General features: G+C 67.2%; 13 protein-coding genes. 9 read left to right on the top strand and 4 right to left on the bottom strand.

Annotated features, from left to right (window positions below; translation table 11 throughout):
* Position 1 precedes the first annotated feature (1 nt).
* From HHL15_RS12840 to HHL15_RS12815, 6 genes are all read left to right on the top strand, one after another.
* A complete protein-coding gene (locus HHL15_RS12840) occupies positions 2–409 on the top strand; it encodes an acyl-CoA thioesterase (RefSeq protein WP_235943380.1) in 408 nt (135 codons plus the stop codon).
* Between the two features lie 121 nt (positions 410–530).
* The gene (locus tag HHL15_RS12835; protein WP_169146175.1) at positions 531–1,811 is read left to right on the top strand and encodes an OmpP1/FadL family transporter; all 1,281 of its coding nucleotides are present in this window, start codon (positions 531–533) and stop codon (positions 1,809–1,811) included.
* A gap of 66 nt (positions 1,812–1,877) precedes the next feature.
* Positions 1,878–2,555, top strand: a complete 678-nt coding sequence (locus tag HHL15_RS12830) for a TetR/AcrR family transcriptional regulator (protein ID WP_169146174.1) — start codon at positions 1,878–1,880, stop codon at positions 2,553–2,555.
* A gap of 146 nt (positions 2,556–2,701) precedes the next feature.
* A complete protein-coding gene (locus HHL15_RS12825) occupies positions 2,702–5,086 on the top strand; it encodes a 3-hydroxyacyl-CoA dehydrogenase/enoyl-CoA hydratase family protein (RefSeq protein ID WP_169146173.1) in 2,385 nt (794 codons plus the stop codon).
* A 28-nt stretch (positions 5,087–5,114) separates the two neighbouring features.
* Complete coding sequence (locus tag HHL15_RS12820) at positions 5,115–6,311, top strand: acetyl-CoA C-acyltransferase (RefSeq protein WP_169146172.1); 1,197 nt, start codon at positions 5,115–5,117, stop codon at positions 6,309–6,311.
* Between the two features lie 134 nt (positions 6,312–6,445).
* Positions 6,446–7,243, top strand: coding sequence for an enoyl-CoA hydratase/isomerase family protein (locus HHL15_RS12815; protein WP_169146171.1), 798 nt, complete (start codon positions 6,446–6,448; stop codon positions 7,241–7,243).
* On the opposite strand, the gene HHL15_RS12810 is transcribed toward HHL15_RS12815, so the two are convergent.
* Positions 7,233–7,754, bottom strand: a complete 522-nt coding sequence (locus HHL15_RS12810; protein ID WP_328825036.1) for a YdcF family protein — start codon at positions 7,752–7,754, stop codon at positions 7,233–7,235. The two genes, HHL15_RS12815 and HHL15_RS12810, sit on opposite strands and share 11 nt — an antisense overlap.
* On the opposite strand from HHL15_RS12810, the gene HHL15_RS26930 reads away from it, so the two are divergent.
* The 3 genes from HHL15_RS26930 (at position 7,743) to HHL15_RS12800 (ending at position 9,707) form a co-directional block, all read left to right on the top strand.
* Positions 7,743–7,955 carry a hypothetical protein gene (locus HHL15_RS26930; protein WP_328825035.1) on the top strand — a complete coding sequence of 71 codons (213 nt, stop codon included), beginning with the start codon at positions 7,743–7,745 and terminating at the stop codon, positions 7,953–7,955. The two genes, HHL15_RS12810 and HHL15_RS26930, sit on opposite strands and share 12 nt — an antisense overlap.
* A gap of 169 nt (positions 7,956–8,124) precedes the next feature.
* On the top strand, positions 8,125–8,715 hold the full coding sequence (locus HHL15_RS12805) for a DUF2802 domain-containing protein (protein ID WP_169146169.1): 591 nt from the start codon (positions 8,125–8,127) through the stop codon (positions 8,713–8,715).
* Positions 8,712–9,707 (top strand): SPOR domain-containing protein, encoded by a 996-nt coding sequence (locus HHL15_RS12800; protein WP_169146168.1) that lies wholly within the window; start codon positions 8,712–8,714, stop codon positions 9,705–9,707. The genes HHL15_RS12805 and HHL15_RS12800 overlap by 4 nt, the downstream gene beginning before the upstream one ends.
* A 21-nt stretch (positions 9,708–9,728) precedes the next feature.
* Here HHL15_RS12800 and HHL15_RS12795 read toward each other — a convergent pair whose 3' ends face one another.
* The 3 genes from HHL15_RS12795 to HHL15_RS12785 form a co-directional block, all read right to left on the bottom strand.
* Positions 9,729–9,950 carry a hypothetical protein gene (locus HHL15_RS12795; protein ID WP_169146167.1) on the bottom strand — a complete coding sequence of 74 codons (222 nt, stop codon included), beginning with the start codon at positions 9,948–9,950 and terminating at the stop codon, positions 9,729–9,731.
* Between the two features lie 75 nt (positions 9,951–10,025).
* Positions 10,026–12,212: a putative bifunctional diguanylate cyclase/phosphodiesterase gene (locus HHL15_RS12790; RefSeq protein WP_169146166.1), complete on the bottom strand. Its 2,187-nt coding sequence runs from the start codon at positions 12,210–12,212 to the stop codon at positions 10,026–10,028.
* An 85-nt stretch (positions 12,213–12,297) separates the two neighbouring features.
* Complete coding sequence (locus HHL15_RS12785) at positions 12,298–14,379, bottom strand: ATP-binding protein (protein ID WP_169146165.1); 2,082 nt, start codon at positions 14,377–14,379, stop codon at positions 12,298–12,300.
* Between the last annotated feature and the right edge of the window lie 237 nt (positions 14,380–14,616).

Raw genomic sequence — 14,616 nt, 5'->3', positions numbered from 1 at the left:
CATGTGCAATCAGCCTACCCGTCTGCCCCCCAATGAGATGCCGGTGCTCCGCGTGATGCCGATGCCGGCGGACACCAATCCCGCGGGCGACGTCTTCGGTGGCTGGATCATGTCCCAGGTGGACATCGCCGGCGCACTGCCGGCCCGCCAGCGGGCGCGGGGGCGTGTGGCGACGGTGGCGGTGAACGCCTTCGTCTTCAAGCAGCCGGTGTCGGTGGGCGACATCGTCAGCTTCTATGCGCGCATCGTGCGCATCGGCCGCAGCTCGGTGACGGTGGATGTGGAAGTGTTCGCCGAACGCAATCCCGACGCGCCGGTGGTGGTCAAGGTGACCGAGGCCACCCTGACCTACGTGGCGGTGAGCGCTGACGGCGTGAAGCAGGATCTGCCGGCCGAGAGCGCCGCGTGAATGCAAGGGTTCAAACCGGTGCTGCAAAGCCGCAGGGCTGCGCAGTTCTCGAATCCCCCGGGGTTGGGGCAGCCTACGGTGGGACTACATGCCTATTGCCCACATGTGAGGAGACGCATAAATGAAGATGAAAACGATCGCCCGCCTGATGTCCTGCCTTGCCATGGGGCTGGCCGCAGGGCAGGCCGGCGCCGCGGGCTTTCAGCTGCTGGAACAGAACGCCAGCGGGATCGGCAATGCCTACGCGGGCTCTGCCGCAGTGGCCGAGAACGCCAGCACCATTTATTTCAACCCGGCCGGCATGACCCAATTGCAGGCCCGCGAGGCCTCCGCGGGCATTGCCCTGGTGCGCCCGACCTTCAAGTTCAGCGACCGTGGATCCAGTACCGGTGTGCTTGCCGGCACCGGCACCGGGAATGATGCGGGCAGCTGGGCTTTCATTCCCAATGGCTACCTGTCGTGGGGGCTGACCAAGGATGTCTATGTCGGGGTGGGCTTCGGCGCGCCCTTCGGTCTGGTGACCGAATACGACAGCCCCTGGCTGGGCGGCGCCCAGGCGCTCAAGTTCGACATCAAGACCTATAACATCAACCCCAGCGTGGCATGGCGGGTGAATGACATGGTTTCCCTGGGGGCGGGTCTGAACTACCAGCGCATGGAGGCTGAGTACACGCGTCTCGCCACCGTGACCTCGGCCGCCCTGTCGGCCACCCGGGCCACCCTGGATGCGGGCGACAACAGCTGGGGCTGGAACGTGGGTGCGCTGTTCACCGTCAGCCCCACCACCAAGGTGGGGGTGTCCTACCGCTCCAAGATCAAGCATGAACTGACCGGCAGCCTGGCCGTCTCCGGCCCGGCCGCGGGCGCCTCGCCGGCCCTCTCCACGGGTAGTGCAAAGGCGGACGTGGAACTGCCCGACACCTTCATCCTGTCGGTGGTGCAGCGCCTCGACAACAAGTGGGAGATGCTCGGCGACATCTCCTGGACAGGCTGGAGCAGCATTCCCAAGGTGGACATCGTGCGGACCGCCGGCGCCCTCAGCGGTGCCACCGTGCAGACCCTCGATACCCACTTCCGCGACACCTGGCGCTATGCGGTCGGGGCCAACTACCGCTATACCGAGGCCATCAAGCTGAAGTTCGGCGTGGCCTACGACCAGACGCCGGTGCCTGATGCCCAGCATCGCCTGGTGTCCCTGCCGGACAACAACCGGACCTGGTTCTCCACTGGCGCCCAGGTGAAGTTCGACAAATCGTCGGTGCTGGATGTGGGCGTGGCCTATCTTCACGTGCCGGAGTCGAAGATCGACAATAACCAGGCGGCCTTGGGCCGGGGCTACGTGAAGGGTGCTTACGATGCCCGCGTGTGGATCCTCGGCGCGCAGTATTCCGTGGCCTTCTGACCTGTCCTGCCGGTCGTGGGGGTGCCTGGGCATCCCCGCGTGACAAACTCTTCCGAATCCCGACCCATGGCTGCATCCGATCCTGCCACCCCCGACGCCAAGACCCGCATCCTCGATGCGGCCGAACGCCTGTTCATGGAGAACGGCTTTGCCGCAACCTCCGTGCGCATGATCACGGGGGCTGCCGGGGTGCCGGTGGCCCTGGTGAACTACCACTTCGGCACCAAGCAGGGGCTGATGGAGGCAGTCTATGAACGGGCCCTGGGCAGCCGCGGCGCCAGCCGGGTGACTTACCTCGACAAACTCGAGGCGGAGGCCGCCGGTCAGCCCATCGCCGTCGATGTGCTGGTCGATGCCTTCCTGTCTTCGGCCCTGCGCCTGACCCGCAAGGATTCGGTGACGGGGGAGGTCTTCAAGCAGCTCATCGCGCGGGCCTTCTACGAACCCGGGCCGGGCACCGAGGCCTTCTTCCCGGCCGAGTACCGTGAGGCGGTGGACCGCTACCGCCAGGCCTTCATGCTGGCGCTGCCGGACCTGAGCCAGGACGACGTGGTGTGGCGGATGTATTTCTTCGTGGGCATCGTGGCCTATGCCATGGCCGGAAAGGATGTGATGCGGATGACCGAAACCTACTCCCTGGCCGATGCCGGCGATCCGGAAGCCGTCCTGGCCAGGCTGAGACCCTTCATCGTCGCCGGCTTTCTGGCCCCGGCCGGTAGCCTGCAGGGCCTGCCAAGACCCTGATTTATTTAAAAGTTGTTGTGCCCCGAGGAATCATTGCGCTAAGATTTGAACAGTTGTTCAAATTCTGGCCATGGGAGCCCCGGGGCCGGATCCCGATAACAAGGGCCCGACACAGGGCCGAGTCAGCCGAGTCAAAGGAGACACATGTGAGCAGACTGATCATTCGCAAGGTGGCCGTGCTGGGTGCCGGTGTCATGGGGGCGCAGATTGCCGCCCATTGCGCCAACGCCGGCGTTCCGGTCATCCTCTTCGACCTTCCGGCCAAGGAAGGCGACCCCAACGGCATCTCGAAGAAGGCCGTCGATGCCCTGCGCAAGCTGGAGCCGGCGCCGCTGGCCACCCGCGACCGCGCCCAGTTCATCGACGTGGCCAATTACGGCAGCGACCTGGACAAGCTCCGCGAATGCGACCTCATCATCGAGGCCATCGCCGAGAAGATGGAATGGAAGCTGGACCTGTACGCCAAGGTGGCGCCCTTCGTGCGTGCCGATGCGATCTTCGCGTCGAACACTTCGGGGCTGTCCATCGAGGCCTTGTCCGACGGCATGCCCGAGGCTGCCCGCGCCCAGTTCTGCGGCATCCACTTCTTCAATCCCCCGCGCTACATGGCGCTGGTGGAGCTGATCGCCACCCGCAGCACCGACCCGGCCATGCTCGACGGCCTGGAGACCTGGCTGACCACCCGTCTCGGCAAGAGCATCGTGCGGGCCAAGGACACCCCCAATTTCGTGGCCAACCGCGTCGGCGTGTTCTCCATCCTGGCGGTGATGCACCACACCGCGCGGCTCGGCCTCGGCTTTGACGAGGTGGATGCCCTTACCGGCCCGCTGATCGGCCGGCCCAAGAGCGCCACTTACCGCACCGCCGACGTGGTGGGCCTGGATACCCTGGCCCACGTGGTCGGCACCATGCAGGCAACCTTGCCGGACGACCCCTGGTTCCAGTATTTCAAGAACCCGGAATGGCTCGCCGGCCTGATCGCCCAGGGCGCTCTCGGCCAGAAGACCAAGGGCGGCATCTACCGCAAGGATGGCAAGACCATCACCGTGCTCGACCTGGCCAGCCAGGGCTATCGCCCCAGCGGCGGCGAGGTGGCCCCCGAGGTGCTGGCCATCCTCAAGAACCGCAATCCAGCCGACAAGTTTGCCCAGCTGCGGGCCAGCGCCCATCCCCAGGCGCGCTTCCTGTGGGCGATCTTCCGCGACGTCTTCCATTACTGCGCCTTCCACCTGGGAAACATCGCCGACAACGCCCGCGACGTGGACCTGGCCATGCGCTGGGGCTTCGGCTGGGCCTTGGGGCCCTTCGAGACCTGGCAGGCAGCCGGCTGGCAGGCCATCGCCGAGGCCATCCGCGCCGATGTGGCGGCCGGTGAGGCGATGAGCCCGGCGCCGCTGCCGGACTGGGTGTTCGACGGTCGCCAGGCGGTGCATCAGGCTGAGGGCTCCTGGAGCGCCGCCAGCAGCAGTCTCAAGCCGCGCTCGACCCTCGCCGTGTATGGCCGTCAGCTGTATCCCGAGCAGGTGCTCGGCGAAACCGCGCCGGATGCCGGCCAGACCCTCTGGGAAAACGAGGGCGTGCGCCTGTGGAACCTGCCGGCCAAGGACGCCCGCATCGGCATCCTGTCCTTCAAGTCGAAGATGCATGCCATCGGCGACGAGGTGCTGGATGGTGTGCATGAAGCCATCGCCCGCGCCGAGCGCGACCTGGATGGCCTGGTGATCTGGCACGAGGCGCCCTTTGCCGTGGGGGCCAACCTCAAACAGGTGGCCGAAGCCTGCCAGGCGGGCCGTTTCGACAATCTCGACAAGATGGTGGCGCGCTTCCAGCAGGCTTCCATGCTGCTCAAGCATTCCCTGGTGCCCACCGTGGCAGCAGTGCAGGGCCTCGCCTTGGGCGGCGGCTGCGAGTTCGCCATGCAGGCGACCCACCGGGTGTTGGCCCTGGAGAGCTACGTGGGCCTGGTCGAAGCCGGTGTCGGCCTGATCCCGGCCGGCGGCGGCTGCAAGGAGTTCGTGCTGCAGGCGGCCTCCATGGCGTCGCGGGCGGCCGGCGGCGACGTCTTCCCCTTCATGCAGAACGCCTTCCAGACGGTGGCCATGGCCAATGTCTCGAAGAGCGCACTGCAGGCCGTGGAGTTGGGCTTTGCGCGCGCTTCGGACGACATCGTCTTCAATGCCCGTGAGCTGCTCCATGTGGCCCTGCATCGGGCCCGGGCCCTGGCCGAGGCCGGCTACCAGCCGCCCCCGGTGCAGCGCGCGGTGCCGGTGGCCGGCCGCAACGGCATCGCCACCTGCGAGATGATGCTGATCAACATGAAGGAGGGCGGTTTCATTTCCGCCTGGGACTACCGGGTTTCCCGTTCGATCGCCATTGCCCTGTGCGGCGGTGAGGTGGAGACCAACGCGAAGGTGTCGGAGCAGTGGATCCTCGACGTGGAGCGGGCCCAGTTCATGGACCTGCTGAAGACCGAGAAGACCCAGCAGCGCATCGTGCACATGCTGGAAACCGGCAAGCCCCTGCGCAACTGATCGCGACGAGATACGGAGACATATCAAGATGAGCAAACAGATCCAGGAAGCCTACATCGTCGCCGCCACCCGCACGCCGGTGGCCAAGCGCAACGGCATGTTCCGCAATGTGCGGCCGGATGACATGCTGGCCCACGTGCTGCGCGCGGTCGTCGGCCAGGTGCCGGGGCTCGATGCCAGCGAGATCGGCGACGTGATCGTCGGCTGCGCCATGCCGGAAGCGGAGCAGGGCATGAACGTGGCGCGCATCGGTGTGCTGCTGGCCGGTCTGCCCAACAGCGTGCCGGGCATCACCATCAACCGTTTCTGCTCTTCCGGCCTGCAGGCCGTGGCGGACGCGGCGGCGCGCATCCGCCTGGGTGAGGCGGACGTGATGATTGCCGCCGGCACCGAGAGCATGACCGTGATGCCCCAGATCATGGGCAACAAGATCTCCCTCAATCCGGCGATCTTCGCCCGCGAGGAGAACCTGGGCATCGCCTTCGGCATGGGCCTCACCGCCGAGAAGGTGGCGCAGCAGTGGAAGGTCAGCCGCGAGGAGCAGGACGCCTTTGCCGTTCAGTCCAACCAGCGCGCCGCTGCGGCGATCGCGGCGGGCGCCTTCCGTGACGAGATCAGCCCTTACACGGTGACGACCCACCTGCCCGGTGAAGGCGGCACGGTGCGCGTGGTCGAGCGCGTCTGTGACACCGACGAAGGCCCGCGGGCCGATGCGTCCATGCAGAGCCTGGGCAAGCTCAAGCCGGTCTTTGCGGCGCGGGGCTCGGTGACAGCGGGCAACAGTTCGCAGATGTCGGATGGCGCCGGTGCGGTGCTGCTGATGTCGGAGGCTGCGGTCAAGCGCTACGGTGTGACGCCGATCGCCCGTTTCTGCAGCTATTCGGTGGCCGGTGTGCCGCCGGAGATCATGGGTATCGGTCCGGTCGAGGCGATTCCCCGTGCCCTCAAGGCGGCCGGCATCGCCCAGTCGCAGCTGGACTGGATCGAGCTCAACGAAGCCTTTGCGGCCCAGGCCATCGCCGTGACCCGGCAGCTCGACCTGGATCCGGCCGTGATCAACCGCCAGGGCGGCGCCATTGCCCTGGGCCATCCGCTGGGGGCCACCGGTGCCATCCGGGCGGCCACGCTGATGAGTGCCATGCGCCGGGGCCAAGCCCGCTACGGGATGATCTCGATGTGCATCGGTACCGGGATGGGCGCGGCTGGGGTCTTCGAGAAGCTCTGACCGGCTGAGGGCTGCGGGGCTTTCGTCCGCCCCGCAGCCGTTCGTGCCGAAATCCTTCGGAGCCCTTTCCAGCGAGCCGGCTTCGCGGTGAAATGGCAGCTGGTGAATCCAATGTCGAAGAAGGAGTAAGGGTCATGACTTCCCCCGTCCTGCTCACGGTGGCCGATGGTGTTGCCACCCTGACCCTCAACCGCCCCGAGGCGCTCAATGCCTTGTCGGTGGACATGATGAAGGCGCTGGCCCTGGCCACCGCCGAGCTGTCACGCCGGGATGACCTGCGCGTGGTGGTGGTGGCGGGCGCCGGCAATCACTTCATGGCGGGCGGTGATCTCCGCGATTTTGCGGCGCATCTGCACTTGTCGCCCGAAAGCCGCCTGGTCAACTTCCGGGCCTTGATCGAGCAGTACATCAATCCGAGCGTAAACGCCCTGCAGGCGCTGCCGGTGCCGGTGATCGCGCGGGTCCATGGGGCCTGCGCCGGCTTCGGCCTGTCATTGGTGCTGGGCTGCGACCTGGTGGTGGCCGCCGAGGACGCCTACTTCACAACGGCCTATTCCAGCATTGCGCTGTCTGGTGACGGCGGCGTGTCGTGGTTGCTGCCGCGCATGCTCGGGCGCCGGCGGGCCTTCGAGCTCCTGCTGCTGGCCGATCGCTTCGATGCTGTCGAGGCCGAGCGCCTGGGCCTGGTCAACCAGGTGGTGATGCCGGACGCCCTCGACGATGCGGTGTCTGTGCTGGTCCGTCGCATCTGTGCCGGGCCCCGCCATACCTTTGCCGAGATGAAGCGCCTGCTCAACGAGTCGCCCGACCAATCCCTGGGCGCTCAGCTTCAGCTGGAGGCCGAGGCCTTTGCCCGCTGTGCGGCCCATGCCGATTTCGACGAAGGGGTGAACGCCTTCCTCGGCAAGCGTCGGCCGCACTTCAAGAGCTGAGCCGGAAAGCCAGCAGACCCAGCCATTCGTGGATGGCGTACCAGCCGGCGTAGGCGGCGCTCATGCTGGGCGCGGCCGCCAGAAACAGGCCGCTGGCGCCGGGTTGTGAGTCTTCTGCGTCGTCGGGGTGCTTGTCCGTGAAGTAGGCGGTGGGGGCGGGCAGCACCTCGAAGCCGGCAGACTTGAACCAGGCCTCGGCCCGGCGCATGTGGGCTGCATGGGTCACCAGGGCGATCCGCCGCAAGCCTTCGGGGTGCAGGATGCGAGCGCTGAGCAGGGCGTTTTCACGGGTGTCCAGTGAAGCCGCCTCCACCCACCGGACGGTGATGCCGAAATCTTCCTGCAGGCTGCGCTTCATCCATTCCGCTTCGGCTGTCCCGCCCTGCGGCGCTCCCCCCGAGACGAGGACCGGCAGGCCCGACTTGCGGGCCAGGCGCGCGCCGTAACGGATGCGCTCGAGGGTCCGCGCGTTCACTGTGCCTTCGCCGAATTCCGGCGCATGACTGCGCATGCCGCCGGCCAGGATCACGATGGCGTCGGCTTGGCCGAGCGCTTCATCGGTGATGGGCGGGTGGCTCTCAAGGTCGGCGAGAAGCAGTCCGACGGACGCCGGCGTCATCAGGACGACGCTCACGATCAGCCCGACAGCGGCAAGGAGTCGCCCGCCACGTGGATGGCGGCGGCCCAGGATCAATCCGGCGAGGATGAGTAAAAGGGGCCCGAGAGGGGGTAAAACCAGGGTCGAGAGGATTTTTTTTAGCAGGAACATACGAAAAGCTGCGGCCCGGCGGGGTGCCGCATTGTCGGTGGAGAGGCGCGCAGCTATTATCCAGCGTCAATCCAACGCCAGCCACCAGGGGAACGATCATCGTCAGCACAGCATGTGGGTCAATGAGCCGCAACGGAATGTCCGCGAGGGCGTGCCGGTGATCGAGCTGGATGTGCGCGACGGTATCTGGGCACTGGTGGCCATCCTGGCCATCTACCTCGCCTTCACCCTGTTCAGGCTGTCCCGCCCGCGGGCGGCGGCCCGGGCGGATGCCGACGCAACAGTGGCGCAGACGGTTCTTGCCGCTGCGCCGCCGGCACCTGCCGCTGTCGAGGAGGCTCCGGCCGAGCCGGAGCCCGAGTCTGCCCCCGAGGATGAATCGGTTTCACGTGCCCTGCTCAACGAGCTGGAGATCCAGCAACTGCGAAGGGATGTCTCCCAGCTGCAGACCGAAAGCGATTTCCTGCGGCGCGAGCTTGCCGCCAACCGACGCGACCTCGATGCCCTGAGGGATGCGCAGCAGGCGGTGCGCGAGCAGGCGCCGCCGGTCCAGTATGTGCGCCCGGTGTCGCCCCAGCATTCGGAGGCCATGCTGCTGGCCGGCCGGGGTTTCGATGCGGCCAAGATTGCGGAGCACTGCGGCATTTCCGTGGCCGAGGCGGAGCTGGTCTGCGCCCTGGCGCGAGCGGAGGAGAGGGCATGACGGACGAGCGCAGGCTGGCGGATGACGGCCCCGATTCCGGCGAGGATTCCCGCCGCCAGTTGTGGTTCAGGGCCGGGGTCGCTGGTGGCTTGATTGCACTCCTGCTCGGCGCATTGGCGGTTTTCGACCATCTCTCGAAGCCGCGTGGCAGTGAGGAGGTGGCCTTGCCCACCAAGCCGATCGCCCCTGCCCAGGTGGCTTCGGATGTGGGACGTGACGCGCCGCCGGAGGTGATTCGCGCCGGGAGCGAGGGGCCCCAGGCCGGGGCCGCGGAGGAGCAGCCGGCCGAGGCTACGGTGCCACCCATGTTGCCGCGCGATTCCGAAGGTGCCGGGGCACCGGTGGATCGCCTTGAATCGCCGCGTGTGCCGACGGCCCGGCCGAATCAGGCTGCGCCCTCTGCGCACGGACGTGAGGTGGAGCATCGGGCGCCTGCCCGTGCCGACGAGACGCCGCGTTCCGCTGCGGTTCCGGTGCCGGCAGCCCCGCCAGTCACCCCGCCGGCCCAGGCTCCGCGCGTGCCCGCAGCGGCAGCGCCGGCGCTTGTGCAGCAGACCAGCCCGGCGCCACAACGGGATCTGCCTCCAGCCGGAACTGTGGTGGCACCAAGGCCTGCCGGCTCAGCCCCGACCGCGTCCCCGGCGCCTGCCGTGGCGGTTTCGGTAGCGGCGCAGCCGCAGTCCGGCGCCGCGCCGGCCCCCGTGGCCGGCATGCCGGCGCGGACGGGCGCTGCAGCGCCCGTCGCTGCGCAGGCCGCGGCCGCTCCGGCAGAGGCCCTGGCACGGGGCTATGTGCTGCAGTTCGGTTTCTTCTCGAGTGTTGCCCGGGCCGAGGAACTCAAGGCCCGGATGGCCCAGGCCGGCATTCCCGCCCAGGTTGAAACCCGTCTGGTGGTGGGGCCGTTCGCCGACCGCCGGGAAGCCCTTGCGGCCCAGTCCCGCCTGCGCGAAAAAGGCATCGACACGGGCGTGCTGCTGCCCCTCGGGCGCTGAGGGGCGCTGCTCTCCGCCCGGTCAGTCGGTGACGATGGCGAGGGCGTGGCCGGTGCGGCAGTTGAGGGCCAGCCGTGATGCCTGCCCCTGGGCCTCGGCCTTCCACAGGGCGCCCTGGTCACCCAGGCTGCGCGCAATTTCATAGCCACGCTGCTTGAGCCAGCCCGGATCAAGGTGTTCGGCGACGAGTCTCGTCGTTTCAGGACTGCGGGGGTGGGCAATGACGAGTCTAAAGATTCCCATGGCGATCTCCTGAAGATGCAACGGGGCCCAATCTAGCGTCGTAGTGTGACGGTTGTTGGAGGGTGTGGCCCTGCTTCAGGGGCTGAGCTGGAAGGTCAGTGCGGGTGGCGGCAGGTGACCCGGCAGGCCGGGGTGCCGGTATTCATCGAGGATGCGGGTGGCCTCTTCCGCGTCCACCGGGCGCGAGAACAGGAAACCCTGCATCTCGTCGCAGCCGAGGGATTCGAGGGCATGCAACTGCTCCTTGTGCTCGACGCCCTCCGCCGCGAGCTGGACGTCGAAGCCCCGGGCGATGCCGGCGAGGACGCTGACCACCGGGTGATGCCCGGCGGGCTTGATGTCCTGCACGAAGCGACGATCGATCTTCAGGCGGGTGATGTTGCAGCTCTGCATGTGGGTCAGCGAAGAATAGCCACTGCCGAAGTCGTCAATGACGATGCCCACGCCCAGGTTGCGCAGGCCCTGCATGCGCAGGGAGATACGCTCACCGTTCTCCACCAGAAGCCGTTCGGTGATTTCGAGCTCCAGGCTGCCCGCCGTCAGGCCATGGCGCGACAGGGCCCGGGAGATCGACAGGTCGAGTTCGGGGTGGTCGAAATCCCGGGCCGACAGGTTGGTGGACAGGCGCAGATCCGGGTGGTCCTGACGCCAGTTGGCCAGCTGGGCACAGCCGGTTTCGATCACCCAGCGGCTGATCTCGTGGATGATGCCGGCGTCTTCGGCCATGTGGATGAAGCGTGTGGGTGCCACCAGCCCATGGCGCGGGTGGCGCCAGCGGACAAGCGCCTCCATGCCGGTGATGCGCTGGCGGGAGATGCTGACCAGGGGCTGATAGTGGAGCTCCAGCTCCTGGCGGCTCAGGGCCTGGCGGAATTCGTGCTCCAGGGACAGGCGCTGCCGGTAGTTGGCGTGCATGTCGGCCGCAAAGAAGCTGTGTGCGTCGCGTCCCGTGCTCTTCACCTGGTGCATGGCGACGCTGGCGTGCTGGATGAGTTCGTCGGCGCAGCTGCCGTCTTCCGGATGCAGGGCCAGGCCGAGGCTGAGGGTGGCGGCAAACTCGCTGTCACCGACGCTGAAGGGCTGACGAAAGGCGTCGAGGATCTTTTCGGCAATGATCCGGGCATCGTCCCGGCCGCCCACGTCGGGCAGCAGCGCCAGGAATTCGTCGCTGCCGTGGCGGGTCAGCGTGTCGCCCTTGCGCAGGCTCTGGCGCAGGCGCAGGGCGATGGCCCGGAGCAGGGCGTCGCCTTCACTTTCGCCATAGGTTTCATTGACGAATCTGAAGCGGTCCATGTCGATGAACATCACCGCGATGTAGCCCTTCCGGCGCCGGGCCTGGGCGATGGCCAGGTCGAGGCGGTCGCGGAACAGCTCGCGGTTGGGAAGGCGGGTGAGCGGGTCGTGGTGAGGCTGCCGGGTTGCGATGTCGTGCCCGGGGCCGGACAGATCCCGGGCCGCGCCATAGGTGCCCGCGTAATGGGCGGGCGCCTGGGCGTCGTCGCGGTTGTAGATCCCCATGGCGTTCAGCACGATGGTGACCGGCTCCTGGGGGGCCTTGCCCTCCATCGTCTGGCTGCGGCTCAGGCGCAGTTCGAAATTGCTGGTGGCGCGCCTGCCGGTACGCCGTTCGTTGAAGGAGAAGCGTGCCCGCTCAAGGTCTTCCGGGTAGATGATCTCGGAAAAGTGGTGGCCGATCAGGGTGCTGCGGGAGTGGCCGAGCAGGGATTCGATACGCTGGTTGAGATAGCTGAACCGGCCGTCCACATCGAGGGTGTAGATGAGGTCGAGGGAGTTCTCGACCAGGTAGCGATGCATCCTTTCGGACGATTCCAGGCGCTGTCTGGCCTGGCGCTGGTTGCGCTCGATCTGGCGCTGCGCCAGCGCGTTGTTCACGGCGTGGCGGAGCTGGTCGGCGGTGTAGGGCTTGAGCAGGAAGTCCCGCGCGCCGCGTCGCAGGGCGCCAATCGCGGCGTCTGTCGAGTGCTCGGCGCTGATCATGATCACCGATTCCCGGCGCTCATGGCTGATCAGCCAGTCCATGACCGCCAGGCCGGTGGCGTCCGGCAGGCGGTAATCCAGCAGAAGCAGGTCGTAGGCGCTGGCGTTGAGCCGGGACAGGGCTTCGGCGACGGAGCCGCAGGTTTCGATCAGCCGGTCATGTGCCTGGAGCAGCGCGGCAATTGAACGGGTGAGTGACGGCTCGTCGTCTATGACCAGGATGCGGGCCAGGGTCTCCGGGGACGAGCGTTGCCTGGCGTCCATGGGAAAAGGGGGCCCTTTCCAGGGGATGACCATTCTGACTCCCTGATATGGGTCTGGTTTTTTTGTGGCCCAATGATGCCCTAAATCACGGCCGGGCCGCCAGTGGCATGAAAATCTGGAATACCGTTCCGGAGCCGGGCTGGCTGCGGCACAGAATGGTGCCGTTGTTGCGGGTGACCAGCTCCCGCACCACCGGCAGTCCGACTCCGCCACCCGGCTTGGTGCTGTTGCGGGCGCCGCCGGTGAACAGCGTCTGTACGCGCTCGGGTGAGAGGCCGGGGCCGTTGTCCACGATGCGGATCTCCAGGCAGGCGTGGCCGTTGGTGTTGATCCCCGATACCGCCGAGACGCTCAGCTTGCCGCCCTCGGGAATGGCCTCGGCGGCATTCTTGAAGAGATTGAGCAGGATCTGCTTGAGCGCGTCCGGCGGAATGGCGGCTGGCGGCAGGTTGGGCGAGGTGCGCAGTTCGAAGTTGATGCCCCTGCGCGCAAACAGCGCCTCACCATACAGCGCGCGCAGGTCGTGCAGGATCTCGGCGACGCCGCTGTGGGCGGGGCCGGCCGGAACCATGCCGGTGAAATCGCTGGTCTTGCGGATCAGTGTGGCGACCCGGTCGAGTTCGTCGCTGAGCAGGTTGAGCTGCTCCTTGAGGGTCGAGTCTTCCAGCTTCTCATCGATGATCCCCAGGTAGGTCTTGATCACGGTGAGCGGGTTGCTGGCCTCGTGGGCGATCCGTCGGGCGTGGTCGATGTAGCGCCGGGCCACGCTCTCCTCGAGATCCACGCGCATCCGCTCATCGGCCTGCTTGGCCGAGATCCGGGTAGTGGCGGCGTCGGTGACGAGCTTGCGCAGGGCCTGGTCGATCTCCTCGCCGGTATGTTCGTCCGCGGCGCAGGGATAGACGGCGATGCCGGACTGGTGCTCGTTCTCCCAGGGGACGCAGAGCAGGCCGTCGCACTCCAGCCAGCGGGCAAGCTGCCAGTCGGCGGCGCAGCGGCCGGGCGGGCGGTCGGCGGACTGGAAGCGTGTCTCGACGCCGCTGCGGTAGGCCTCGGCGATGACGCTGTGGGCATCCTCGACCGCGATATGGAGTTGCGACACGCCGGGCAGGGCCGTGCTGGTGGTGCCGCTGAGAGTCTGGCCGTCGAGGGGCCGGATGAACAGCACTGGGGCATCAAGGCCGAGCAGCAGGCGCGAAGCGGTGTTGAAATCGCTCCAGGCAGACAGGTCGCGGGTGAAGACGCTGCGGGTGAAGGCGTTCAGCGCCGAGCGGGCGACGCCGCCATCGATGCTGCCTGTCTCGGTAACGGTGTCCGCTTGGTTGCTCCAGGGCAGCGAGAGCATCGCCGGCTCTGCCGGGATTCCCGCGGCGAGGGCGCGCTCCTGCACTTCACGGCTGGTGTCGGCGAGCAGGCTGACCAGCAGGGCGCCTTCCAGGCCGGTCAGGCGGCCGGCGCGCTCCAGGCAGTCGGCCGACTGGCTGCTGCGGTAATTGGCAAGCTCCTCGGCGGCGGCGGCGATGCGGACCAGCGGGTGGGCGGTGACGAGGGTGTCCACGTTGGCGTGATGCAGGGCGATGGCGTCGGTGGCTACCGGCGGCAGGCCACATGAGGCGAGCAAGGCGGAGGAAATCTCGGTGTGATCCTGGCCGTAGCGCTCCCACTCATTGCCGCTGAGCGTCCATTCATCGGGGCTGTCGGCCAGCAGGCTGGCGTAGTCGTCGGCGTATTCGGACATCCACAGCAGGCCGAGGTCGTGGAGCAGGCCGGTGGCATAGGCCTCGTCGGGGGCCGCGTAGGCGGTCTCGCGGGCGAGGTGCCCTGCCAGTTCGGCGACGAACTGGCTGTGCAGGCAGTGGTGGCGATGGCTGTGCTCGCTGGTCCGGCGCTGGGGCTGGTGGATGATGTGGCGCAGCGCCCAGGCCTGCAGCAGGGCCTGGCTGGTGTTGTCGATCCGCAGGGCGATGGCGTCCAGCAGCTTGTGCCCCTCCGCTTCGCCGAGCGGGCTGGTGAGCAGCAGCTCGAAGAGCAGGACCGGATCGAGAATGATGATGCGTGCGGCATCTTTCGGCGTGGAGGTCCCGAGGGACAGTACCCGCAGCAGGGAGATCGCCGCCTCACGCTGGCAGTGCAGGCGCAAGGTGGGAATCACGGCGGGGCGTCGCATTTTGGCGTTTCGGGTGGTTTGCATGAAGGAGGCACGTATTTCTCAGATTTCGTGCTTTCGATCGTATCCTGCCCACCCAAACCCAAACTGTGACTTATGTTTGCCCTGACCCGCCCCATGCGTGGTGAGCGTGATCCATTCCGCGAATGACGCTGAGGTTTTGCAGCCATCCGACCGCTCTGTGCTGTGGGTGGACGGCCTGCCGCCCGGGCGGCAGGGTGGCCCGGGCGGAGGTGA

The sequence above is a fragment of the Zoogloea dura genome, from assembly GCF_012927165.1.
GTDB lineage: Bacteria > Pseudomonadota > Gammaproteobacteria > Burkholderiales > Rhodocyclaceae > Zoogloea > Zoogloea dura.
Note: the sequence above shows the minus strand (reverse complement) of the source record. Positions and strands in the feature narration are given on the sequence as shown.

Coding starts and splice junctions, on each gene's coding strand:
- HHL15_RS12795 (WP_169146167.1), bottom strand. CDS start 9,950: ATGGGAATCTTTAGACTCGTCATTGCCCACCCCCGCAGTCCTGAAACG.
- HHL15_RS12840 (WP_235943380.1), top strand. CDS start 2: ATGTGCAATCAGCCTACCCGTCTGCCCCCCAATGAGATGCCGGTGCTC.
- HHL15_RS12830 (WP_169146174.1), top strand. CDS start 1,878: ATGGCTGCATCCGATCCTGCCACCCCCGACGCCAAGACCCGCATCCTC.
- HHL15_RS12805 (WP_169146169.1), top strand. CDS start 8,125: ATGTGGGTCAATGAGCCGCAACGGAATGTCCGCGAGGGCGTGCCGGTG.
- HHL15_RS12790 (WP_169146166.1), bottom strand. CDS start 12,212: ATGGACGCCAGGCAACGCTCGTCCCCGGAGACCCTGGCCCGCATCCTG.
- HHL15_RS12820 (WP_169146172.1), top strand. CDS start 5,115: ATGAGCAAACAGATCCAGGAAGCCTACATCGTCGCCGCCACCCGCACG.
- HHL15_RS12800 (WP_169146168.1), top strand. CDS start 8,712: ATGACGGACGAGCGCAGGCTGGCGGATGACGGCCCCGATTCCGGCGAG.
- HHL15_RS12810 (WP_328825036.1), bottom strand. CDS start 7,754: ATGCGCAGTCATGCGCCGGAATTCGGCGAAGGCACAGTGAACGCGCGG.
- HHL15_RS26930 (WP_328825035.1), top strand. CDS start 7,743: ATGACTGCGCATGCCGCCGGCCAGGATCACGATGGCGTCGGCTTGGCC.
- HHL15_RS12815 (WP_169146171.1), top strand. CDS start 6,446: ATGACTTCCCCCGTCCTGCTCACGGTGGCCGATGGTGTTGCCACCCTG.
- HHL15_RS12785 (WP_169146165.1), bottom strand. CDS start 14,379: ATGCGACGCCCCGCCGTGATTCCCACCTTGCGCCTGCACTGCCAGCGT.
- HHL15_RS12835 (WP_169146175.1), top strand. CDS start 531: ATGAAGATGAAAACGATCGCCCGCCTGATGTCCTGCCTTGCCATGGGG.